Source organism: Streptomyces scabichelini (assembly GCF_011045015.1).
Taxonomy (GTDB): domain Bacteria; phylum Actinomycetota; class Actinomycetes; order Streptomycetales; family Streptomycetaceae; genus Streptomyces; species Streptomyces scabichelini.
Genome location: NZ_JAAKZY010000178.1, coordinates 1 through 21,407, shown reverse-complemented (window position 1 = coordinate 21,407; position 21,407 = coordinate 1). Strand labels below are relative to the sequence as shown.

The window sequence follows — 21,407 nt, the reverse complement described above, 5'->3', positions numbered from 1 at the left end:
ACCCCGAACCCCTACCCCGAGCGATCGACCAATGCCACCGGTGGCTCGTCGTCCATTTCGAAAGCCAGTGGGAACGGTGCGTGGCCCGCCAGGCGGAACCAGCGGACCTTGCGGTGGCGGCGCAGGGCGCGGGCGGCACGTACGGAGTCGTTGTGGAAGCGCCGGGCCATCGGAACCCGGCGCACCGACTGGGCGAGTTCGCGGGCGGCCTCCTCGCCGCCGGGGGCCTGACGTACCTCCTCGACCTGCTGCGCCTCCCCGAAGACGGCCCGCAGGGCCTGGCTGAGGTCGCTCTCGGCGACCTCCCGCTGTTCCTCCTCGGCCTGCCGGGCCGCGTGCGCGGCTTCGTAGAGCACGATCGAGGCGGCCGGATCGAGCACTCCGGAGGTGGCCAGTTCCTGCGCGACCGACGCGCGCCGCAGCAGCTGCGCGTCGAGGGCGGCGCGCGCGGCGTCGATCCGGGCGTGCAGCCGGTCGAGGCGGCCCGCGGTCCAGCTCAGGTAGAGGCCGATCGCCACGAGGGCGACCGCGATCCAGATCAGGGTGGAGGTCACGGGCGCACAGGCTACCGGTGCGGAGCGAGAGGCCCGGCGCGGCCAGTGGCCGCGCGGGAATCAGCCCGCGAGCGGCCCGGACGCACTCGCCGCAGACCCGCCGTCGTGCCCGGACACACCACCCGTCACAGACCCGCCGTCGCGCCCGGACACACCACCGGCCGCAGACCCGCCGTCGCGCCCGGGCACCCCCGCCGCGGCGCCATCGTGGCGCCCGGACACCTGCCTCGCATCGCCGGTCTCGCCCACCATGAAGCGCATGGAGCAGATGTCCTCGGGCACTGCCTCGACGCGGCGCCCCAGCCTCTCCCCGATCATCTCCGCCACCGCGTACAGGCGGATGCGCTCCTCCGGCGTGTGAGCGGGGAACCTCGCCCACCCCTGACGGGCCACCTGCGCGCCGATCTCGGCGGCGAACACCGACCGGGCGCGCAACTCCTCCTCGGCCGTCAGAGGCGTCCTGGCGCCCTCCTGGGGCACTTCCCGCACGTTGCGCAGCTCCCGCACCCTATGTCCCTGCCCCTCGTCGTCAGTCCCGTGCCAGCCCGAACCGCGCCCGCAACCCGCTGCGTTCGTCGGTGGCGACCGCGGCGGCACCGTCCGTGACCGTCTCGTACACGGAGAGGATGTCCGCCCCGACCGTCGACCAGTCGAAGCGCCGCACATGCGCACTGCCCCGCTTGCGCAGCTCCGCGCGACGGCCGGAGTCGGCGAGCAGACGTACCGCCGAGGACGCCAGCGCGTCCGCGTCCTCGTTGGCGAACAGCTCCCCCGCCGCGCCCTGGTCGAGGACCTGTGCGAAGGCGTCGAGGTCGGAGGCGAGCACGGGGGCACCCGCCGACATGGCCTCGACCAGGATGATCCCGAAACTCTCGCCCCCGGTGTTGGGAGCGACGTACAGGTCGACACTGCACAGGAACCGCGCCTTGTCCTCGTCGCTGATCATGCCGAGGAACTCGACGCGCGACCGCAGCTCCTTGGGAAGCGTCTCGACCGCCTCCTTCTCGTCGCCGCGGCCGGCTACCAGAAGCCGTGTCCGCGGCCGTTCGGCGAGGATCTTCGGGAGGGCCTTCATGAGGACCGGCAGGCCCTTGCGCGGCTCGTCGATACGGCCGATGAAGCCGATCGTCTCCCCCTGCCACTCGGCCTTGGGCTCGGCCTTCGTGAAGAAGCCGACGTCGACACCGTTCGGGATGACGACCGCGTCCCCGCCCAGGTGCTCGACGAGCGTGCGGCGCGCGTACTCGCTCACCGCGATCCGCGCGCTGATCTTCTCGAGGGCCGCCTGGAGGATCGAGTACGCGGCGACCATCGCCCGGGAGCGCGGATTGGACGTGTGGAAGGTCGCGACGATCGGGCCCTGCGCGGCCCAGCAGGCCAGCAGGCCGAGCGACGGCGAGGCCGGCTCATGGATGTGGATCACGTCGAATGTGCCGTCATGCAGCCAGCGCCGCACCCGCGCGGCCGACAGGAACCCGAAGTTGAGCCGGGCCACCGAGCCGTTGTACGGCACAGGAACCGCTCGGCCCGCCGACACGACGTACGGCGGCAGGGGGGTCTCGTCGTCCGCAGGAGCGAGGACGGACACCTCATGTCCGAGGCGGATGAGGTGCTCGGCCAGATCGCGGATGTGGAACTGGACGCCACCGGGAACGTCCCAGGAGTACGGGCAGACGATGCCGATCCTCACGGGCGCTCCCCGTCGGGCGGCTGGGGGCGGGGTTCCAGGTCAGCGAGCCACAAGCGCTGGAGCATGTGCCAGTCCTCCGGATGGTCGGCGATACCCGTGGCGAAGGCGTCGGCCAGCGCCTGCGTCATGACAGACGTCTTCTCGGCCCGGGTACCTGTCTCGGGGACATCGACCGGAGGATGCACACGGCCCTGCATCACGGGCGAGTCGTCGAACCAGAGCGTCACCGGCAGCAGCAGGGCGCCCGTCTGCTGGGCGAGCAGCGCAGGACCGGCGGGCATCCGCGTCGCCTCACCGAAGAACTTGACCTCGACCCCGGAGGCGGACAGATCGCGGTCCGCGACCAGGCAGACCAGGCCGCCGTCCCGCAGCCGGCGCGCCAGTGTGCCGAACGCGGAGCCGCCGTTGTGCGGCAGCACCTCCATGCCGAGGCCCTGGCGATAGGCGACGAAGCGGTCGTACAGCGTCTCGGGCTTGAGCCGCTCCTGGACGGTGGTGAACGGGGTCTCCAGCTTGGTGGTGACCCAGGCGCCCGCGAGGTCCCAGTTGCCCAGGTGCGGCAGCGCGAGGATGACGCCCTTGCCGGAGGCGAGCCCGTCCGTCAGGTAGTGCACGTCCTTGGGTACGAAGCCGGTTCTTATGCGCTCCCTGTTCCAGGCGGGCAGCCGGAAGGACTCCATCCAGTAGCGCAGATACGAGCGCATGCCCGCCCTGGAGAGCTCCCTGAGCCGCTCCGGGGTCGCGTCGGGCACCACGCGCGCGTAGTTGGATTCCAGGCGGCGTACGCCCTTGCCGCGCCGCTTCCAGGCGATGTCGGCGATGGTCCTGCCGAGCCGCACGGCGACCGGCTCGGGGAGTTTCTTGACGGTGCTCCAGCCCAGGGCGTACGCGCCGTCCGTCAGCCGTTCACGCAGACCGCTCATGACGCGGCCTCGCTGCTGTGCGTGCTGCTCTGTGAGGCGTTCTCCGGCCCCTGGTCCCGACCGTCGTCCTGGCCGTCCTGCCGGCCGTCGTCCTGGCCGTCCTGCCGGCCGTCGTCCTGGCCGGCCGCGGCATCCGCCTCCGCGGACTCCCTGCGCACCGTGACGACCCGCTGGATCAGCGTCACGAGGCTGCCGACGGCGACGAACCACAGGGCGATGGGCAGCAGCACGTGGATGCCGGGCACGCCGAAGGTCTCGAAGCCCGCCAAACCGGCCGCGACCAGCGAGATCACCAGGCGCTCGGCCCGCTCGACGAGACCGTTGACGGCGACCGGCAGGCCGATCGACTCACCACGGGCCTTCGTGTACGAGACCACCTGGCCGCTGGCCAGGCAGAAGATCGAGACGGCGCACAGGACGTTGTCGTCGCCGCTGCCCGCGTACCAGAGCGCGAAGCCGCCGAAGACCGCGCTGTCGGCGACACGGTCGAGGGTCGAGTCCAGGAAGGCGCCCCAGCGGCTGGAGCGGCCCAGCTGACGTGCCATGTTGCCGTCGACGAGGTCCGAGAACACGAACAGCGTGATGACGATCGTGCCCCAGAAGAACTCGCCCCTGGGGAAGAAGACCAGCGCGCCCACGACCACTCCCGCCGTGCCCAGGAGCGTGACCGTGTCGGGGCTGACGCCCCGGCGGATCAGGAACGCGGCGAACGGTGTGAGAACACGCGTGAAGAAAGCACGCGCGTACTTGTTAAGCATGGCCTTCCCGAGGGTCGGTGTGGCCGCGCGGCCCCTGCTGGCCACCGGCTGGCCCATCGTAGCCACGCGCGCGCGTGAACGACGGTCGGGCACCCAGGGCGCACGATCGCGTCTGTTGTATGGACGCGCCGTAACCTGAGTGGAAAGCTCGAAAGGACCGCGGGCGTCACCGGAGCCGCCAACCGCACGCGGCACGCGGGTCCGCATGTCCGCGCCCACAATGACCTCACCGTGCACGGGAGGCAAGGCCATGGGCGACAAGGCGAACGCACACCCCGGAGCCGCCGGCAGGGCAACGGCGGCCGACCACCCCGCGTCCGTACGGAATGTGGTGCTGGTCGGCCACAGCGGATCGGGCAAGACGACTCTGGTGGAGGCTCTCGCGCTGACCGCGGGAGCGGTGAACCGGGCGGGCCGCGTGGAGGACGGCGGCACCGTCTCCGACTACGACGAGATCGAGCACCGGCAGCAAAGGTCGGTACAGCTCTCCCTGGTGCCCGTCGAATGGGACGGGTACAAGATCAATATTCTGGACACCCCCGGATACGCCGATTTCGTCGGGGAGTTGAGGGCCGGTCTGCGAGCGGCGGACGCGGCCCTTTTCGTCGTCTCGGCGTCGGACGGGGTGGACGGCTCGACCCGCATGGTGTGGGAGGAGTGCGCGGCGGTCGGCATGCCACGAGCCATCGTGATCACCCACCTCGAAGCGGCCAGAGCCGATTTCGACGAGATGACGCGGACCTGCGCGGAGGCCTTCGGCGCCGACGATCCGGATGCGGTCCTGCCCCTGTACCTGCCGCTCCACGGCGCGCCCGGCCCTGACGGGCACGCGCCCGTGACGGGACTGACCGGGCTGCTCTCGCAGCGGCTGTTCGACTACTCCTCCGGCGAGCGCAAGGAGTCCGAACCGGGGCCCGAGCAGCTGCCGCTCATCGAGGAGGCCCGCAACCGGCTGATCGAGGGGATCATCGCCGAGAGCGAGGACGAGACCCTCATGGACCGCTATCTCGGCGGCGAGGAGATCGACTTCAAGACGCTCGTGCAGGACCTGGAGCGGGCCGTGGCGCGCGGGATCTTCTTCCCGGTGCTAGCCGCCGCGCCCGCGGCCGAGGGCGCCCGCCAGGGCCTGGGCACGGTCGAACTGCTGGAGCTGATCACCGGCGGCTTTCCGACCCCCCTGGAGCGTACGGCGCCCGCGGTCACCACGACGGACGGCAAGGCGCGCGAGGTCAAGGCCTGCGACCCGAACGGGCCGCTGGTCGCCGAGGTCGTGAAGACGGCGAGCGACCCCTACGTGGGCCGTGTCTCCCTCGTACGGGTCTTCTCCGGCACCCTGCGCCCCGACCAGACGGTGCACGTCTCCGGGCACGGTCTCGCCGACCGCGGGCACGAGGACCACGACGTCGACGAGCGCATCGGCGCGCTGTCCGCGCCGTTCGGCAAGCAGCAGCGCACCCTCACCCACGCCATCGCGGGCGACCTGGCGTGCGTGGCCAAACTCAACCGCGCCGAAACCGGCGACACACTCTCGGCCAAGGACGACCCGCTGCTCATGGAGCCGTGGGAGATGCCCGACCCGCTGCTGCCGCTCGCCATCCAGGCGCACAGCAAGGCGGACGAGGACAAGCTCTCGCAGGGCCTGAGCCGGCTGGTCGCCGAAGACCCCACGATGCGCCTCGAACAGAACCAGGACACCCACCAGGTCGTCCTGTGGTGCCTCGGCGAGGCCCACGCGGACGTCGCCCTGGAGCGGCTGCGCAGCCGGTACGGCGTCCAGGTCGACGTCGTACCGCACAAGGTCTCCCTACGGGAGACGTTCGCCGCCAAGTCGGCCGGGCGCGGCCGTCATGTGAAGCAGTCCGGCGGGCACGGGCAGTACGCGATCTGCGAGATCGAGGTCGAGCCGCTGCCCGGCGGCTCCGGCATCGAGTTCGTCGACAAGGTCGTCGGAGGCGCCGTGCCCCGGCAGTTCATCCCGTCCGTGGAGAAGGGCGTGCGCGCCCAGGCCGCCAAGGGTGTGGCCGCGGGCTATCCGCTCATCGACGTACGGGTGACGCTGCTCGACGGCAAGGCGCACTCGGTGGACTCCTCCGACGCCGCCTTCCAGACGGCCGGCGCGCTCGCCCTGCGCGAGGCCTCCGCCGACGCCCGGATCCATCTCCTGGAGCCGGTCGCCGAGGTGACGGTCCTGGTCGGCGACGACTACGTGGGCGCCGTGATGAGCGACCTGTCAGGGCGGCGTGGCCGGGTCGTCGGCACCGAGCAGGCGGGCGGCGGACGGACGCTCGTACGGGCCGAGATCCCCGAGATCGAGATCGACCGGTACGCGGTCGACCTGCGCTCCCTCTCGCACGGCACCGCACGGTTCAACCGGCGTTACGCGCGGCACGAGCCGATGCCGGCGCAGCTCGCCGAGAAGATCCGTGAACAGGCCCAGGACGTCGCCTAGTTGAGGTCCCATCGAGTAGGCGGACGGCTTGGGCCGTCCGCCTACGATTGTCGGTGCCTGCGGATACTCTGAGAACCTGATCAAGACGATGACCTGATCAACAGGTGTGCGGAGCACGGAAGTCGGGAAAAGCCGCAGCAGCGGAGCATGGCGGCGATGGGGGCGGTCAGTGGCGGACGAGGGATTCGATTTCAGGCCCGGGGCACAGGTCCCGCTCTCGGGTGCCGCGGGACAGACGGCGGCGACGTTCGCCCTGGCGTCGGCGGCGTACCGCGACGGCGACGTCAAGGAGATCCTCAAGGCCAACAACGAATGGCACCAGTCCACCGTGACTCCGGGCCGCAAGTGGGCGACGATCTTCACGCCGAACCTGGGCGAGGCGTTCGCGCGGGCCGTGCAGCTCCGGATGCTGGGCGGTGGGCGCAAGCCGCTCATCCAGTCGTTCGGCACGGAGCCGCAGGTCATCGTCGAGCACTGCCTGGCGGCGAACCGCATCCGCAAGGAGCGCGACAGCTGGCTCACCGCCGTGATGGTGCTGACCGGTCTGATCTTCCTGCCCGGCATGTTCGTCTGGCTGCTGGTCTTCCAGATCCGCCGCACGATCGACAAGACCACGGACAAGCGCGCCTCCGCCCTCGCCACCGCTCTCCTGGTCGCCGTGGCCGCCCTCGCCGTGATCTTCCTGATCCGGATGCCGTTCAGCGGCTTCTGGGCCTGGTACGCGCGCGCGGCGATCGTCGCGCCGGTCGTCGGCTGGTTCTGGGCGAAGCAGATCAGCGAGCGCACGGCCAGGGATCTGCGCGAGCGCTGGGACAGCCTGCTGGCCGGCGGCGGCATCGGCGCCAAGATTCCCGAGGCCGTGCCCGGCAGCCCCGGCGAGACCGCGGCCGAGCGGCTGCGCCAGGGGCTGGCCCGGCTCACCGCCGAGCAGCAGTCCAACTCCGTGTTCTACGCGGGGCCCAAGGGCATACTCGGCATGGGCACGCGCTGGGGCAGCTGGCAGCTCGCCGAGGATCTGCTGCCGGCCGACGCCGACAAGGAGATCCACCCGTTCCGCAGCTGGGACGTCATACGGTCGATCCACGATCAGCTGCGCATGCTGGAGCGCGGGCCGCTCAACACCGGTGGCTTCCCGAAGCCCTCGATACGGCACTGGGTGGTCACGCCGATCGGGGAGAACGCCAAGGCGGTGTCCCGGCCGGGCGGTACGGACGTGGACGCGTACCAGGTCAAGACCCACGCCATCCAGGACATCTGCAACAAGCAGCAGTTCGGCAGCGGCGACCGGCACTACCTCGGGGTCCAGTGGACGCTCTGGGACGGCCAGTTGATCATCACGATGCTGATCACCGTGACCGTGCTCCACGAGACGCTGCGGATCGAGGTCACCGGTCATGCCCTGGGGCCCGTGCACTCCCTGTTCACCTCGAAGCCCGAGCCCAAGACGAAAGAGGTCGCCAAGACCATCAGGTTCTGGGAGACGACTCAGCGGAAGCTGCCGCTGGTCGAGACCGACGAGGTGGTACGACTCGCCGTGCGCGCCCCCTTCACCTGGTATCCGCCGATCCTCGACTGGCTCGGCGGCAAGCTGGTCCTCCCCGAGCCCTTCGGCCTGCGCCACGCCTGGGCCGACCAGCCCTGGCGCCACCGCTTCATGGCCGACGACGCCCTGCGCGCCGCGACGCCCGTCCTGCGCGTGGTCCACGCCGCGGCCATCCGCGTCCTGGACGAGAACGGCGTGAACACCGAAAAGTTCGGCACCCGCTCGTCCTTCCTCAGCACAGCGGTCCAGGACGCTTCACCGAGAAAGGCAGACGTCTACGACGCGTAGGCCTCCGGCGGTTGAGCGGAAGTCGGGGCGGGCCCCATAGGGGCGCGGGGAACTGCGCGACCAGCCACAACGGGCCCGCAGTATTCACACCGCCGCTCCCCCTCGCGCCCAGCCGGCTAGGCCCCCGCCCAGGCCTCCGCGAGCATCTTCCGCGTGTCCGCCAGGAGTTGAGGAAGGATCCTGGTGTGGCCGACGACAGGCATGAAGTTCGTATCGCCGCCCCAGCGGGGCACGACGTGCTGGTGGAGGTGGGCGGCGATGCCCGCGCCCGCGACGCCGCCCTGGTTCATGCCGATGTTGAAGCCGTGCGCTCCGGACGCGGCGCGCAGGGCGCTCATCGCCTGCTTCGTCAGCTCGGCGAGCTCCGCGGTCTCCGGGGCGGTCAGCTCGGTGTAGTCCGCGACGTGCCGGTAGGGCACCACCATCAGGTGGCCGCCGTTGTACGGGTACAGGTTGAGCACGGCGTAGACCTGCTCACCCCGCCTGACGACGAGACCGTCCTCATCGGACTTGGCCGGAATCGAGCAGAACGGGCAGCCGTCGTCGGCCCCCGGGCCGCTGGGCTTGCCCTCACCCTGGATGTACGCCATCCGATGGGGCGTCCACAAGCGCTGGAACGCGTCCTGCGTCCCCACCCCGATCTGCTGCTCCGGCTCACTCGTCATGTGGTGCAGCATATGGCTTCACACACCATGCACGGCAAAGGCCCCCGGGAAAACCCGGGGGCCTGAAACCCCGCGTTGGCGGGGACCAATCACACCTGTACTCGGCGCTCCACCACATCAACGATCTTTGCCAGCGCTTCGTCGCGCGGAATGCCGTTCTCCTGCGAACCGTCGCGATAGCGGAACGACACGGTGTCGGCGTTCATGTCATCGTCACCGACGATGATCATGAACGGGGTTTTCTGTTTCTGTGCCGTCCTGATCTTCTTCTGCATGCGGTCCGACGACGAGTCGACCTCGACCCGCAGCCCCTTCGCCTTCGCCTCGGCAGCGAACTTCTCCAGGTACTCGACGTGCGCGTCACCCACCGGGATACCGACCGCCTGCACCGGAGCCAGCCACGCCGGGAACGCGCCCGCGTAGTGCTCCAGCAGCACCGCGAAGAACCGCTCGATCGAGCCGAACAGCGCGCGGTGGATCATGACCGGACGCTGCTTGGAGCCATCGGGCGAGGTGTACTCCAGCTCGAAGCGCTCCGGCAGGTTGAAGTCGAGCTGGATCGTCGACATCTGCCAAGTACGGCCGATGGCATCGCGCGCCTGGACGGAGATCTTCGGCCCGTAGAAGGCGGCGCCGCCCGGGTCCGGGACCAGCGGAAGTCCCTGCTTCTCGGCGACCTGCCGCAGCGTCTCGGTCGCCTCCTCCCAGGCCTCGTCCGAGCCGACGAACTTCTCCGGATCCTTGGTCGACAGCTCCAGGTAGAAGTCGGCCAGACCGTAGTCCCGCAGCAGCTCGAGGACGAAGGTGAGCAGCTTGTCGAGCTCCTCGGACATCTGCTCGCGCGTGCAGTAGATGTGCGCGTCGTCCTGGGTGAAGCCGCGGGCCCGGGTCAAGCCATGCACAACACCCGACTTCTCGTAGCGGTAGACCGTACCGAACTCGAAAAGCCTCAAGGGCAGTTCACGATACGACCGCCCACGTGCGTCGAAGATCAGGTTGTGCATGGGGCAGTTCATGGGCTTCAGGTAGTAGTCCACGCCCTCGTCGAGCTGCATGGGCGGGTACATGCCGTCGGCGTACCAGTCCAGGTGCCCCGAGGTCTCGAAGAGCTTCCCCTTCGTCGCATGCGGGGTGTAGACGAACTCATAGCCCGCCTCCTCGTGGCGGCGCCGCGAGTAGTCCTCCATCACCCGACGGATGATGCCGCCCTTGGGGTGGAAGACGGCGAGGCCGGAGCCGATCTGCTCGGGGATCGAGAAAAGGTCCAGCTCGGAGCCCAGCTTGCGGTGGTCGCGCTTCTCGGCCTCCGCGAGGAACTCCAGGTGCGCCTTCAGCTCGTCCTTGGACGGCCAGGCGGTGCCATAGATGCGCTGAAGCTGCTTGTTCTTCTCGCTGCCGCGCCAGTACGCCGAAGCGTTGCGCATCAGCTTGAACGCCGGGATGTTCCGGGTGGTCGGCAGGTGCGGACCCCGGCAGAGGTCCTTCCAGCACAGGTCACCGGTCTTGGCGTCGATGTTGTCGTAGATGGTCAGCTCGCCGGCACCCACCTCGACGTCCGCGCCGTCGTCAGACGAAGCCGAGCCCTTCAGCCCGATGAGCTCCAGCTTGTACGGCTCGGAGGCCAGCTCCTCACGCGCGGCCTCGTCGGTCACCACACGCCGCGAGAAACGCTGACCGCGCTTCTGGATCTCCTGCATCTTCTTCTCGATGGCCTTGAGATCCTCGGGCGTGAACGGCTTCTCGACGTCGAAGTCGTAGTAGAAGCCGTCCTTGACCGGCGGGCCGATGCCCAGCTTGGCCTCGGGGAAGAGCTCCTGCACGGCCTGCGCCATGACGTGCGCGGTGGAGTGGCGCAGGATGTTCAGACCGTCCTCGGAGGAGATCTCGACGCCCTCGACGGTCTCGCCGTCCTTCACCTCGTACGCGAGGTCCTTCAGCTCGCCCTCGACTCGCGCGGCGATGATGGTGCGCTCTCCGGTGAAGAGATCGGCGGCCGTAGTGCCCGTCGTCACCACGCGCTCTTCCCGCTCGGAATCGCGATGGATGATCACACGGACGTCTGACACCGGTCTCTCCTGACTGCAAGGGGCGCGCGGATCTTTGATTACGCGCGCAATAGACAAGGGCGATCGTACCGAGCCCAGGGCACCCCTTGCGAAACGGTCAGGTCTGCCCCGCCGTCCGCCGCCTCAGTCCCCGCCACACGCCTCCTCGAAGAAGGCCGTGATCTCCGCGGTCTCCTGCAACGACTTCATCAGCCGGTCCCGCTCCGCCTCGTCCACCTGCACGGGCGCGACCCCGGACGCCCCGGTCAGCCGCCGGAAGCCGCCCCGGCTCTCCAGCCGTCCGTGCACCCGCACCGGCAGCCCCACCAGATGGGCATGGCCGGCTATCCGGTACGCCTCGTCGTCGAGGGTCATCCGTACGTGCGGGACCTCGGCGCCCTCGATGACCCGAAGCCGTACGGTCCCGTCACCGCCAGGCGCCGACCTGCGCATCCGTACCACCGCGCCGGTGATCCGCACCGCCACGGACGGCTCCTCGCGCAGATAGCGGGCGCCGGCCTCGCGCAGGACGGGCAGATCGCCGGGTGAGAACTCGACGGGTTCGGGGAGTGTCGCGCATCCCTCGGGGACCCCGGCGGCGGGCGCCCACTCGACGGCGATCCGGGCGCCCTCGGTGCCCCGCACGAGGGCCACGAGAGCCTCTGTGAGCTCATAGCTGACGCCCGCCTCGACGGCGCTGTCGAAGGCGTCCATGCCACCGGTGGCGCGCTGGTAGTCGATGGCCTCGCGAGCCGCGTACACCGCCTGGTGGAGGCGGACGGCGAGCGGCCGCCCGGTGGCGACGGGCACGAAGGCGGTGAGCTGCCGGCCGCCCGGCGCGGCTCCGACCAGCACGTTCTCCAGGGACGCGGTGGCGGGCCTGCGGTGGCGGGCACCGTAATAGCCCGCACGCGCGCGTGCGGCGAGCGCGCCCGCGAGGAGCATGTGGCGCGCGGCCGTGCGCAGCTGCTCCTCGTCGGTCCATGCCGCGACGCCCACGGGCCCGGTGGGCACGTCGCGCCACCAGCGGATCTCGTCGCTGGGCACGGCGAGGCCGACGAGGATGTCGCGCGCGGAGGGCGAGCCGCTGCGGGACAGCGCGAGAAGGGCCTCGCCGAGGAGGTCCTCGCTGTCGGGGAATGCCCGGCTCTCCGGTACGAGCAGGCTGGTGCCGGCGCCGCCGGGTCCGGGCGGGGTCCAGCGGCCGTACCGTCCGGCGGCTCCGCCGCGGCGCTGCCAGCCGTGCCGGTGCAGCAGCGCGCTGAGGACGGCGGGGTCGACCTGGTCGGGCCCCGGCGGCTGGTCCCACTCGCCCGGTGGCTCCACCGGGTGGGGCCTGGCTGGTCGTACTGGTTCGTCGGTCGGGCGGTGCGTCACGGTCTGCCTCCCGTTCCGACCCGCGTCATGATCTCGCAGAGCGCCCGGTCGTCGAAGATGCGCGAGGTCGGTATCCGCACGGTGGTCCTGCGCCGGCCGGTGATGCGATGTCCGGCGAGGTTGGTCCAGTAGCAGCAGTGCCGCAGATCGAGCCGGTCGTGGCTGGCGCGCAGCCAGTCGTCCTGGGATCTGGGCACGAGCATCACGACCAGTATTTTGTGCACCGAGACCGGGCTGCGGGCGAGCTTCTCCAGGTGGGCGTTGTCGAGCGTGAAGGAGAAGGCCGGGCCCGGGGGGTTCGGCGGGATCTGGTACGTGCACTTGAGCTGCACCTTGATGGTGACTTCGTCGTCGACCGTGTGCCCGGGGGCGCTGTGGCTGACGTGCCAGTCGATGCCGTTGTCCGGAAAGGGCTGTGACAGGGAGCAGCCCGCGGCCGCCGCGACCGCGTGCAGATAGCCGACCTGCAGTGTCTCCATGCAGGCGGTGGTGGCGAGTGTGCCGCGATGCGGTGTTGTCCGCTGAGGCAGCAGCCCGCCCTGTTCGGGCTGCGCGATGGCCATCTCCAACAGCCTTCCGAAACCGGTGAATCCCCGCGACGGGCCGCTGAACTGCAAAGACCCGTATCTCTGTTGTCTCCTTCCGGCGTACGGCGCAAACAGCCCGGGTATCACCGAATCGGGCAGAGGACGGCGCGGACGGTGCGTCAACTGCCACGGGTGAACGAGGAGTTGCGTACGTATGACGTGCTGGTACGAGGGTCCCCTGGCCGCGTTCGACACCGAGACGACGGGTGTGGACGTGGAGACCGACCGGATCGTGTCGGCCGCCGTCGTCGTCCAGGACGCTCCCGGTGCCCGGCCGCGGGTGAGCCGCTGGCTGGTCAACCCGGGAGTTCCGGTGCCCGAAGGGGCAACGGCGGTACACGGGCTGACGGAGGATCACCTGCAGCGCAACGGCCGCTGGCCGTCGCCGGTGATGGACGAGATAGTCAGAGAGCTGGCGGAGCAGAGCGCGGCGGGACGCCCGCTCGTGGTGATGAACGCGCCCTTTGATCTGACGCTGCTCGACCGGGAGTTGCGCCGGCACCGGGCGTCGTCGCTGGACCACTGGTTCGAGACCGTGCCCCTGCGCGTGCTCGATCCGCGGGTCCTCGACAAACACCTGGACCGCTACCGCAAGGGCCGCCGCACGCTCACCGACCTGTGCGAGCACTACGGCGTGGAGCTGACGGGCGCCCATGACGCGGCGGCCGACGCGCTGGCCGCGATGGCGGTCGTACGCGCGGTCGGGCGCCGTTTCGCGGCCCGCCTGGAGCGGCTCTCGCCGGCCGAACTGCACACGCTGCAGGCGGTGTGGCATGCGGCGCAGGCCCGCGGTCTGGAGGCGTGGTTCGCGCGCAGCGGCACGGAGGAGGCGGTCGATCCGGCGTGGCCCCTGCGACCGGAGTTCCCGGCGGCGGCGTAAGCCCTGGAAGAGGTCCTGGAAACAGGTCCTGGCACAAGCCCTGGCATGCGAAAACCGGCCCGTCTGTGACGGACCGGCTGTCTCCGGGTGGGCGATACTGGGTTCGAACCAGTGACCTCTTCGGTGTGAACGAAGCGCTCTCCCACTGAGCTAATCGCCCGGGAACGCACTGAACCATACAGGTCGAGGGGCGTTTCCTTCAAACGGCTTGATGGTTCTCGCGCAGGTACGCGGCCAGCCCGCGCCGCCCCGCCCGCATCATCAGCGCGTGGTTGGCGCGGAACGCCGGCCGTCCCGGCACGGCCAGGCGTCGCAGCAGGGGCTTGGTCACGTGGACCTCCTGGTCGTAGCGGGCGCGCGTGCCGGGCCCGTCGGAGGTGAGCGTCCACCGCGCCCAGCCGTCCACGTCGCCCGTCATGGCGATCTCCAGGACCCCGGCCGTCTGGTCGCGACGCACCTCCCGCGCGGTGAACACCAGGTCGTAGGGCAGCAGCGAGCGGATCCGGATGGTCCCGCTGCGGTCGTCGATCCGCGTCACCTCACGGACCTGCGGCCACCACCGGGAGTAGTTCTCGGCGTCGGCCAGCACGTCGTACACGTCGTCGGCCGGGGCGTCGAGGAGCCACAGGCTGCGGAAGCGGTAATGCGTCCAGTCCATGGGGCGAGTGTGCCCACTCCCCCGGTGGTTGCCTCCCGCACTCGCCGGTCATGATGCACAGCGAGTGCGGGAGGGGCTGGGAGGGGGCGCTAGGCGACCGTCATGACGGAATTTTGTCGCCCAGCAGCGCCAGGTTCTCGATCGCCGCGAGGCCGTACAGCGACGTGTCGTTCGTGTACACCCAGTTGGCCTCGCTGCCCGGCACCAGCGTGACGGGACCGGTCAGCTTCTCCGTGCGCCAGGGCGCCGACTCCTTGTAGCCGTCGGAGTTGTAGAACTTGTCCCACGCACGCTTGGCGAGCTTCTCGTCGCCGGTCTTCACGGCCGCGTACGCGTCGAGGCGTGAGTGGCCCTGGAAGAGCAGCAGGGAGCCGAAGTCGGAACCGTACTTGGCCTTCTGCTCGGCCTTGGTGGCGTTGAAGTAGCGGCAGTAGTCGAAGTACGCCTCGTTGAACTTCGGCATGTCGACCAGGTCGATCAGCTCGGCGCACAGTTCGTTGAGGCCGAAGACGGCCGACAGGTGGGAGACCTCGACCTTGGGCTTGTCGGCGATGGCGAACTTGCCCGTGTCGAGGTCGTACAACCCGCTGCCCTGCACGAATCCGTTGGGCTGGGCGGCGATCGTCTCCATCGTCGACAGCACGCGGGCCTTGGCCTTCTCCCATTTCGGGCCCTTGCGCTCCCACTCCGTGAGCCAGGCGGAGGCGAGACCGCTCCAGTCCGTGCCGAAGCCGATGGACAGGGCGTGCCGGTCCGGTGTGTACGGCTCGGTGCGGATCTTGCGGATCGGGTCGAGGACCAGGAACGTCTCGTCGGAGTCGACGTTGGCGTGCATGAGGTCGCCGACGCGTTCGTCCGCGGTGAGGAAGTAGTAGTAGCGCCGGTACGTGGTGTTGGCGATGCGCTGCTGCTTGGCGCTGTCCGCGTAGTGCTGCACGCCGTGCCGGGTGCCGAGGCCGGCCCACTCCCCCAGGTGGTAGACGTCGACCTCGCCGGTGTGCCGGGTCATGGCCTCCGCGAAGCGGAAGATGTCGGCGCGGCCGGAGCGCAGGTACGCGAACCAGAGCCAGAGGTCGGGCGACAGTTCGGAGTTGTCCCAGGCGTAGCCGCCGACGTCGTAGCGCCACTGGTGCCGGACCGGGTCGTACGAGTGCATGATGTCGCCGTAGTCCCAGAAGCCGTACCAACGACGCATCTCCACCTGGTCCTTGTAGTAGGTGAAGAGGAAGTCGAGGTGGTCCTCGATCTTGGCCTTGGCGGGGGTGGAGCGGTCCGGCTCGGAGAACAGGCCGCCGAAGACCTTGGCCTTGACGAGGTGCTTGGGCGGGGCGGCGAGCTGCGGGAGCACGCGGACGGCCTCGACCTGTTCGGCGAGCTGCTCGGGTGAGGGCGTCGACTCGTTGGCCCAGAAGAGGAGTTCGGAGGTCCGGGCGATGCCGTAGGGGGTGCCGAACCCGGGCTCGTAGTCCTCGTAGGTGATGTTGAGGCCTTCGAGCTGCTCGGCGTACTCGTCCTGGCCCATGCCGTCGTGGTAGAAGCGCAGATCCATCGGCTGTGCCTCGGGCGACCAGAGCCAGAGGGTGACCTCGGCCTCGTCGGTGTGGGCGTCGCGGATGTCGAGCTGGGCGGGGAACTTCTCCCAGAAGTCCCGCAGCCCGAAGGAGAATCCGCCGCTCGCCCCGCCGACATAGCCGAAGCCGGAAGCACGCTGTCCGCCGCCCGCGCCGATCCAGCCGTGCCCCTTCTTGGTGCGCTTGCGGAGGCTGAAGCCATCGGCGGAGAGCTGGGAGAGCGTGTAGTCGCCCCATTCGGGGATGTACTGGAGGCGGGTGGTGACCCGCTGGTCCCAGGTGGCGGGGTCGGGCAGCTTCTTGCCCTCGAACTGGGCCGCCTGCACGGCCGCTCCCGGGTCGCGGCGCAGTCCGGTGATGCCCTTGACCGCCTCGCGCAGCAGCCCGGTGCCGTCGCCGCCGATCCGGATGTGCCGGTCGTACGCGGCGTCCCGCATCGGCACGGTGAAGCGGACGCCGAGCCCGCGGATGAAGTCGCCGCTCGCCTTGCCGGGCTCCTGCTTCCCGTCGAACGTGATCGTGTGCACCATGCGGAACGACTCGGCGCCCGCGAAGAAGTACAGCCGGATCGAGAACGGCATCCAACTGCGGTCGCCGCGACGGTGCTTGCCGTCGATGCGGACGACTGCGCGGACCGGCCCGTCCTGCTCGACCTCCACCTTGGAGATGGCGCTCTCGAACCGCTCGTACTTCTGCGTGCCCTGGTCGCCGTCCTCCAGCTCGGGCTGGCGCAGCAGCACGAGGCGGCCGTTCTTGGCGATCTCGGTGGAGCCGCGGGTGACGGACTTGATCAGCGTGGAGCCGCTCTTGCCGATCTTCGCGGTGATGACGCCGGTCGATATGTCGATCGTGCCGCCGCTCTTGTCGACCGTGACCTTCTTCTCGGGGGCGGCGGGCGAGCCGGCGGCGAGCGTGAGCTTCCCGGCGCCGACGCCTGTCCCGACCGCGTGCGCGGTCCACTTCAGCGAGCCGTCCGGCCAGTAGCCGATGGGCCAGGACTGGACGGGCACCTCCTTGCCGTCGGCGTCCTTCAGCGCGAACGTCTGGTCCTTCTCGTACGCGCCCTTCGGCCAGGGCACGCCCACGGTGGAGCCGGGGGCGGCGCCGAGGCCGCCCTCCTCCAGCCAGTCCAGGGTCACCGGCTCCGCGTCGGCCGGCTCGGCTCTCGGCGCTGCCTGCGCGTCCTTGGCGCCCAACGCCCAGCTGAACTGGGCGGCGGCTCCGGCGACAGCGGCGGCCTTGAGGAGGGACCTGCGGGGGATGGGAGCCATGAGATGCAGCCTTTCCTTTCCGTGCGGGGAAGTCAGGGGCATGACAGAGAGAGGTACGACGCCGGGGCGCCGACCTTGTTCGAGGTGTGGCCGGTCAGCGGCGCCGGCCGCGTTCCTCCACGGCGAGGGCCGCCGCCGCGACGGCCCCCAGGACGGGGACCGCGAGCGGCGCGACGAACCAGGCGGAGCAGGCCACCATGACCAGTCCGCCGACGAGCAGGAAGGACCCGGCGGGGTCGAGGACGGTACGGCGCCCGGCTGCCCCGAGCAGCACCCGCCACGATGCGCCGGGCTCCCAGACCGCCGCCGCACGCATCCCGGCGACGACCAGTCCGATCAGGGCGAACAGCCCGACGGCGCCGACCAGGGGCCCGCCGGGGATACCGGCACGTACGGCCTGCACGTCCACCCAGACCGCGAGGGCCGCGGCCCAGCCGGCGACGCCGACGAGCCACCCGCCGGGCACGGCGGCACGGAAGTCGGCGACGAACTCACGCCAGCCGCCGCCCTGATGCGCCGTACGCCGCCGCAGATGCCGCGCGCCGGCGGCGAACGCGGCGGGGTAGGTGACCAGGGGCAGCGAGGCCACCGTGATCCACACGCCCGTCAGCAGGCATTCGGCGAAGAGGCCGAACCGCTCGGCGAAGACGGATTCCCGCGGCGTACCGCGTGTCTTGACAGGTGCCTGGCTCATCCCGCGCCTCAGCCCTTCAGACCCGACGTCGCCATGCCGTCGATCAGGTAGCGCTGGAAGGCCAGGAAGAAGGCGAGTACTGGGAGAAGAGCGACGAGCGACATGGCGATCATGCCGCCGTAGTTCGCCAGCCCTTCCTGGTCGACGAACATCTTCAGACCGAGCGAGACCGTGTACTTGTCGGGCTCGTTGAGGTAGATCAGCGGGCCCATGAAGTCGTTCCAGGAGTTGATGAAGGTGAAGATCGCGCTGGTGATCAGGGCGGGGCGGCTCAGCGGGAGCACGATCGACCAGTAGATGCGCAGGTGTCCGCAGCCGTCGAGACGGGCCGCCTCGTCGAGCTCCTTGGGCAGGTTGCGCATGAACTGCACCATCAGGAAGACGAAGAACGCTTCGATGGCGAGGTACTTGCCCAGCAGGAGCGGGGTGTACGTGTTGATCATGTTCATGTTGCGGAACAGCACGTACTGCGGGATGAGCAGCACGTGGTAGGGCAGCAGGAGCGTGCCGATCATCAGCGTGAACAGCAGATTGCGGCCCGCGAACTTGATCTTCGCGAAAGCGTACGCCGTCAGCGAGCAGGAGATCAGGATCCCGACCACCGAACCCACCGCGAGGAAGAGCGAGTTGAGGAAGAACGTGGAGATCGAGATGTCCGCGATGCCCTCGGCGAGGCCCGTGTAGTTGGAGGTGATCGGCGAGCTGGGGAAGAGGTCCAGGCTGCCGATGATGTCGTCGCTCTTCTTGAACGAGCCACCGATGACCCAGATCACCGGGTAGAGGATGACCGCGAGAATCGCGAGGGACCCGATGTGCCAGACGAGCGAACCGGGCAGCCTGCGCCGGAGGTTGCCCGCCTTCGTCGACTGCGCCTGAGCCGGCGGGATGTCTGTGACCTGCGCGCTCATCAGGCGCCCTCCTCGTAGTGCACCCAGCGCTTCTGGGACCAGAACAGCACCGCCGTCACCAGGGCGACCGCGACCAGCAGCATCCACGCCATGGCGGAGGCCAGGCCCATCCGGCTGTTCTCGAAGCCCTGGACGTAGAGGTAGCAGGTGTAGACCATCGAACCGTCCGCGGGCCCACAGGCGTTGCCTCCGGCGCCGCCGCCGACGATGTACGCCGAGCTGAAGATCTGGAAGGAGTGGATGGTCTCCAGAAGGACGTTGAAGAAGAGGACCGGGGAGATCAGCGGCAGCGTGATGTTCCAGAACCGCCGCAGCGGGCCCGCTCCGTCGACCTCGGCCGCCTCGTACAGCTCACGTGGAACCTGCTTGAGACCGGCGAGGAAGATGACCATGGGGGCGCCGAACTGCCAGACGGTGAGCGCCACCAGGCTGTAGATGATCATGTCCGGGTCGCCGGTCCAGCCGCCGACGTTCACACCGAAGATCTTCTGCGTACGGTCGACGATCGCGTCGTCCGAGAAGATCGCCTTCCAGACGATGGCGATGGAGACGCTCGCCCCGATCAGCGACGGCGCGTAGAACGCCGCGCGGTAGAAGGCCTGTCCGCGCCGGCTCTGGGCGAGCAGCAGCGCCACACCGAGAGCGGCGAGCAGCTTGAGGGGCGTACCGACGATGACGTACCAGATCGTCACCCGCACCGAGTGGCGCCAGCGCGGGTCGCCGAACATCTCGGAGAAGTTGTCGAGGCCGATCCACTTGGGCGAGCCGAACAGGTTGTAGTCGGTGAACGCGAAGTAGAGCGAGGCGACCATCGGGCCCGCTGTGAGCAGCAGGAACCCGGCGATCCAGGGGGACATGAAGAGATAGCCGGCCAGGTTCTCCCGGCGCCGCCGCCGCTTGAGGGCGGCGGGGCGCGGGGAGTCCACCGGACCGTGCCGCGGCTCGGAGTCCTTGGCCAAGGCCTCCGTCGCAGGGGCTTGAGTCACGGTGGTTCCCATCAGCTGGCGAGAGCCGTCTTCGACTCGGTGAAGAACTGCTTGACGGCGTCGTCCACCGACCGCTTGCCCAGGCCGAGTTCCTCGGCGATGCGCAGGAACGCGGACTCGCAGATGTCGGCGCCGTTCGGGTGCGGCGTGATGGGCTCGAGGACGTCCGCCGCGACGAGGGACTCCTCGTAGGCGGCTATCTCCTTGTTGACCGGGTCGGTCGGCTTGTACGCGTCGTACTGGGCCTGTGTGGCGGGGACACCGCGGTCGTAGCCCATGATCTTGGCGACCTCGGGGTCGTGCACCATGAAGTCGATGAACTGGGCGACTTCCTTGGGGTGCTGGGTGCGCTTGGAGGCGCTGAGCATGAGGGAGCCGAGGTACTGGCCGGTCTTCTTGCCGTCCGTGGTCGGGATCGGCGCGAGGCCGTACTCGCTCTTGCCCTCGGAGGTATAACGGACCGTGAAGTTGTCCCAGGTGAACTCGCCGCCCGCGAGTTCACCGGCGACCGCGGACTTGGGCTTGATCTGGACGACCTTCTTCGGGTCGGCGTAGAGGCCCGACTTCACACCCTTCTCGGCCTTGGTCCACCAGTCCTTGAGGTCCGCCTCGGTGAACCCGAGGCCGTCCTCGGTGAAGAACGTCTTGCCGTTCTGGCGCAGGTACAGGTCGTAGAGGTACATGACGCCGTACATGCCGCTGTCACCGGCGCGACCCGCCTTGTCTCGGATCTTCTTCATCGCCGCGTCGAAGTCGTCCCAGGTCCAGCCCTGCTTCGGCGTCACGCCGGCCTTGGTGTAGACGGGCTTGTCGATGACCAGGGCCAGCGAGTTGGAACCGACCGGCACCCCGAGGAGCTTGCCGTCGATCTCGCCGAACTTCTCAAGACCGGCCCGGAAGCCGTCCATGGAGAGGTTGCCCGCCTTGACCTGCTCACTGAGATCGAGCAGCACATTCTTCGCGTCGTATTTGCGCAGGAATCCGATGGCATTCTGGAAGACATCCGGCGGATTCCCGCCGGAGGCCTGGGTATTGAACTTCTTCCAGAAGTCGAGGTACTGCTGGAAGTCCGTTTTCACCTTGATCTTCGGGTACTTCTTTTCGAAGAGCTTGATGGATTCATTGATCCGCTTCGCACGATCTTCAGCACCCCACCAGGCGTAACGGATCGTCACCGTCCCGTCCCCGGCGCCGCTGCCGCCCCCACAGGCGGTCGCCGTCGTCCCCAGCCCCAGCGCGGCCAGTGAGGCTCCGCCCGCCTTAAGGATCGTTCGCCTCTCAACATTTCTGTTCTGCTGCATGGTTGAGCCTCCCCGCGACGTTGCTTCCGCCCCGTGAATCGTTTCAAGTAAGCGCTTGCTGGCACAAGGTACGGAGGCCCTACGGGCGCGTCAATGACTCGGACAGGAATTGATATGGACGGGGTCGCCGGCGCGCCGGCGTGAACCGGGCTGGTTCGGCGCGGATGTTGGATGACTGCCCAGGTGAGGTGGGTGGGGTCGACTGGTCGAACGGGGGATGGCTCGCGGAAGTTGGGGAGGGATTCGGTTGGAAGTCGGG

18 protein-coding genes and 1 tRNA gene are annotated in these 21,407 nt (G+C 69.2%); 3 read left to right on the top strand and 16 right to left on the bottom strand.

Annotated features, from left to right (window positions below; all coding sequences use genetic code 11):
* Window positions 1–11: 11 nt before the first annotated feature.
* The 5 genes from G5C60_RS38080 to pgsA are packed head-to-tail and all read right to left on the bottom strand — an operon-like array spanning window position 12 to window position 3,982.
* On the bottom strand, window positions 12–554 hold the full coding sequence (locus G5C60_RS38080) for a hypothetical protein (protein ID WP_165266507.1): 543 nt from the start codon (window positions 552–554) through the stop codon (window positions 12–14).
* 60 nt (window positions 555–614) lie between these two features.
* A complete protein-coding gene (locus G5C60_RS51300; protein WP_206440474.1) occupies window positions 615–1,061 on the bottom strand; it encodes a hypothetical protein in 447 nt (148 codons plus the stop codon).
* A gap of 22 nt (window positions 1,062–1,083) precedes the next feature.
* Window positions 1,084–2,244, bottom strand: a complete 1,161-nt coding sequence (locus G5C60_RS38070) for a glycosyltransferase (RefSeq protein ID WP_165266505.1) — start codon at window positions 2,242–2,244, stop codon at window positions 1,084–1,086.
* Window positions 2,241–3,167, bottom strand: a complete 927-nt coding sequence (locus G5C60_RS38065) for a phosphatidylinositol mannoside acyltransferase (protein WP_165266502.1) — start codon at window positions 3,165–3,167, stop codon at window positions 2,241–2,243. Before G5C60_RS38065 ends, G5C60_RS38070 begins: the two co-directional genes overlap by 4 nt.
* The gene (gene pgsA / locus G5C60_RS38060) at window positions 3,164–3,982 is read right to left on the bottom strand and encodes a phosphatidylinositol phosphate synthase (RefSeq protein ID WP_241267370.1); all 819 of its coding nucleotides are present in this window, start codon (window positions 3,980–3,982) and stop codon (window positions 3,164–3,166) included. Before pgsA ends, G5C60_RS38065 begins: the two co-directional genes overlap by 4 nt.
* Window positions 3,983–4,175: 193 nt before the next feature.
* Between pgsA and G5C60_RS38055 the strand changes: the two genes are divergently transcribed.
* The gene (locus tag G5C60_RS38055) at window positions 4,176–6,374 is read left to right on the top strand and encodes an elongation factor G-like protein EF-G2 (RefSeq protein WP_165266509.1); all 2,199 of its coding nucleotides are present in this window, start codon (window positions 4,176–4,178) and stop codon (window positions 6,372–6,374) included.
* Between the two features lie 169 nt (window positions 6,375–6,543).
* Window positions 6,544–8,205, top strand: coding sequence for a hypothetical protein (locus tag G5C60_RS38050; protein WP_165266500.1), 1,662 nt, complete (start codon window positions 6,544–6,546; stop codon window positions 8,203–8,205).
* A gap of 116 nt (window positions 8,206–8,321) precedes the next feature.
* On the opposite strand, the gene G5C60_RS38045 is transcribed toward G5C60_RS38050, so the two are convergent.
* The 4 genes from G5C60_RS38045 to G5C60_RS38030 form a co-directional block, all read right to left on the bottom strand.
* Complete coding sequence (locus tag G5C60_RS38045; protein ID WP_165266498.1) at window positions 8,322–8,882, bottom strand: HIT family protein; 561 nt, start codon at window positions 8,880–8,882, stop codon at window positions 8,322–8,324.
* Window positions 8,883–8,959: 77 nt separating this feature from the next.
* Complete coding sequence (gene thrS, locus G5C60_RS38040; protein ID WP_165266496.1) at window positions 8,960–10,936, bottom strand: threonine--tRNA ligase; 1,977 nt, start codon at window positions 10,934–10,936, stop codon at window positions 8,960–8,962.
* A 123-nt stretch (window positions 10,937–11,059) separates the two neighbouring features.
* Entirely contained in the window at window positions 11,060–12,292 is a 1,233-nt protein-coding gene (locus tag G5C60_RS38035; protein WP_165266494.1) for a hypothetical protein, read from the bottom strand.
* On the bottom strand, window positions 12,289–12,855 hold the full coding sequence (locus G5C60_RS38030; protein ID WP_165266492.1) for a DUF4365 domain-containing protein: 567 nt from the start codon (window positions 12,853–12,855) through the stop codon (window positions 12,289–12,291). Before G5C60_RS38030 ends, G5C60_RS38035 begins: the two co-directional genes overlap by 4 nt.
* 178 nt (window positions 12,856–13,033) lie before the next feature.
* On the opposite strand from G5C60_RS38030, the gene G5C60_RS38025 reads away from it, so the two are divergent.
* Window positions 13,034–13,759 (top strand): 3'-5' exonuclease, encoded by a 726-nt coding sequence (locus G5C60_RS38025; protein WP_165266490.1) that lies wholly within the window; start codon window positions 13,034–13,036, stop codon window positions 13,757–13,759.
* A gap of 88 nt (window positions 13,760–13,847) precedes the next feature.
* On the opposite strand, the gene G5C60_RS38020 is transcribed toward G5C60_RS38025, so the two are convergent.
* From G5C60_RS38020 to G5C60_RS37990, 7 genes are all read right to left on the bottom strand, one after another.
* Window positions 13,848–13,919 (bottom strand) — tRNA-Val (locus G5C60_RS38020).
* A 39-nt stretch (window positions 13,920–13,958) separates the two neighbouring features.
* A complete protein-coding gene (locus G5C60_RS38015; RefSeq protein WP_165266488.1) occupies window positions 13,959–14,417 on the bottom strand; it encodes an SRPBCC family protein in 459 nt (152 codons plus the stop codon).
* A 100-nt stretch (window positions 14,418–14,517) separates the two neighbouring features.
* Entirely contained in the window at window positions 14,518–17,259 is a 2,742-nt protein-coding gene (locus tag G5C60_RS38010) for an exo-rhamnogalacturonan lyase family protein (protein ID WP_165266486.1), read from the bottom strand.
* Window positions 17,260–17,353: 94 nt separating this feature from the next.
* Entirely contained in the window at window positions 17,354–17,953 is a 600-nt protein-coding gene (locus G5C60_RS38005) for a hypothetical protein (protein ID WP_165266484.1), read from the bottom strand.
* An 8-nt stretch (window positions 17,954–17,961) separates the two neighbouring features.
* The gene (locus G5C60_RS38000) at window positions 17,962–18,861 is read right to left on the bottom strand and encodes a carbohydrate ABC transporter permease (RefSeq protein WP_165266482.1); all 900 of its coding nucleotides are present in this window, start codon (window positions 18,859–18,861) and stop codon (window positions 17,962–17,964) included.
* Window positions 18,861–19,859: a carbohydrate ABC transporter permease gene (locus tag G5C60_RS37995; protein WP_165266480.1), complete on the bottom strand. Its 999-nt coding sequence runs from the start codon at window positions 19,857–19,859 to the stop codon at window positions 18,861–18,863. Before G5C60_RS37995 ends, G5C60_RS38000 begins: the two co-directional genes overlap by 1 nt.
* The gene (locus G5C60_RS37990) at window positions 19,859–21,148 is read right to left on the bottom strand and encodes an ABC transporter substrate-binding protein (RefSeq protein WP_165266478.1); all 1,290 of its coding nucleotides are present in this window, start codon (window positions 21,146–21,148) and stop codon (window positions 19,859–19,861) included. The genes G5C60_RS37995 and G5C60_RS37990 overlap by 1 nt, the downstream gene beginning before the upstream one ends.
* Window positions 21,149–21,407: the final 259 nt, after the last annotated feature.